Here is a 1,741-nt window from a genome sequence, read left to right as displayed (position 1 = left end):
CTTGAAATCCGGATATTTCAGAAGATGCTGCGCGATGTGGAACGCGAGCGTCGCCTTGCCGATGCCCTGCGGCCCGGCGAAGATCAGCGCATGCGGCAGCTTACCGGCGCGGTAGGCGCTGGCAACCATCCCCGCCGCCGACGCGTGGCCGATCAGCCGCGGCGTTTCGGCGGGCTCGGGCACGCCGTCCAGCGTGTCGTGCTGCTCGGGGGCGATGCGTTCGAAGATCATGCCGGCGCCGTCTCAATCCTTTGCGCCGGCATCCGCTCTTCCAGCGCCGCGAAGACGGCGGCGGTGACGACATTCTCCACCGTATCGGGATCGGCGGAGGCGTCGATGACGACGCAGCGCTCCGGCTCCGCCGCGGCGATGGCCAGGAAAGCCTCGCGCCGCCGCCGGTGGATGGCCAGAGTTTCCTTCTCGAAGCGATCGGCGGCGTCGCCGGCGCCGCGCCGAGCCGTAGCCCGCTTCAAGCCTTCAACCGGATCGATGTCGAAGATCAGCGTCATGTCCGGCATCATGCCGTTGATGGCCACCGCCTCCAGCGCCTTCATGAAATCGGCATCGAGCCCGCCGGTGACGCCCTGGTAGACACGCGAGGAATCGATGAAGCGGTCGCACAGCACGATCGAGCCACGCTCGACAGCCGGCCGGATGACCTGCTCGACGTGGTCGGAGCGTGCGGCGGCGAACAGGATCGCCTCCATCTTCGGGCCGAACGGCTCGGCCGCCCCCGACAGGAGCACATGCCTCACGGCCTCGGCGCCGGGCGATCCGCCCGGCTCGCGGCTGACCAGCACCTCGTATTTCTTGGCGCGCATGCGCCGCGCCAGCCGCTCGATCTGTGTCGACTTGCCTGCTCCTTCGCCGCCCTCGAAGGTGATGAAAAATCCGCTCGCCAATCGAGACTGCCTTTGCTCGTGCTGGCCGCTGTCATAGCTCCCGTCCGTCAAAAGGTCCACGAACTTGCCCGATCACAAATGTTTCTGACGCAGCCAGCCGACAGCGAGTTCCTTGGCCGCGTCGAGCGCGCGCTGCGGCAGCGTGCCCACTTTCACCGACTCGGCGGCATAGAGCGGCGTCTGCTGGCTCAGCGTATCGCCTATCCAAACGCGCAATTCTCCGACCGGTTGCCCCTCCTCGACCGGCGCCGATACCGGACCCTGGTAGACGATCCTGGCGGTCAGCTTGTCGCGGTTGGCTATCGGCAGAAAGATGTCCACGGGGCCTTTGGCTTTCAAGGCCAGGTCGGACTTGGCGCCGCCGAAAACCTGCGCTTCGCCGACCACCTCGTCCTTGGCGAATATCTCGGTCTTCTGGAATGACCGCGAGCCCCAGTCGAGCAGCTTGCGCGCCTCTTCGGCGCGTTCGCGGTCATTCGCCAGACCGCTGAGGGCGGCGATCACGCGCGTACCGTTGTGGCTGACGGTGCCGACCAGGCCGAACCCAGCCTGCTCGCTGGCGCCGGCCACGAAGCCGTCGGCTTCGATGCCCATGGCGATCAGCGGGTTGCGGTTCTTCTGCGATATCTTGTTCCAGGTGAAGTCCGGCTGGCCGTAGTAGTGGAAGAACTCCGGATAGTCGCGCCACAGATGCAGCGCCAGCATCGTCAGTTCCCGCACCGTCGTCTGCTGGCCGTCGGCCGGCAGGCCGGTCGAATTGACGAAGGTCGATTTCGAGAGGCCGAGCTGACGGGCGCGATCGGTCATCTGCGCGGCGAAATTCGCCTCCGAGCCAGCCA

General features: G+C 66.3%; 2 protein-coding genes and 1 pseudogene. All 3 read right to left on the bottom strand.

Features of this window, described 5'->3' with window-relative positions; translation table 11 throughout:
* A pseudogene (locus EOD07_RS33375) lies at positions 1 to 231 on the bottom strand (DNA polymerase III subunit delta'); the annotation flags it as partial.
* Positions 228 to 902 (bottom strand): dTMP kinase, encoded by a 675-nt coding sequence (tmk, locus tag EOD07_RS33370; protein WP_041006702.1) that lies wholly within the window; start codon positions 900 to 902, stop codon positions 228 to 230. The pseudogene EOD07_RS33375 and the gene tmk, both read right to left, overlap by 4 nt.
* Before the next feature lie 72 nt (positions 903 to 974).
* Positions 975 to 1,741 (bottom strand): D-alanyl-D-alanine carboxypeptidase family protein (locus EOD07_RS33365; RefSeq protein WP_164772789.1); only part of this gene is annotated, 767 nt, incomplete at its 5' end.

The organism is Mesorhizobium sp. M2C.T.Ca.TU.002.02.1.1 (genome assembly GCF_003997225.1).
This window is presented reverse-complemented; position numbering and strand designations above follow the sequence as displayed.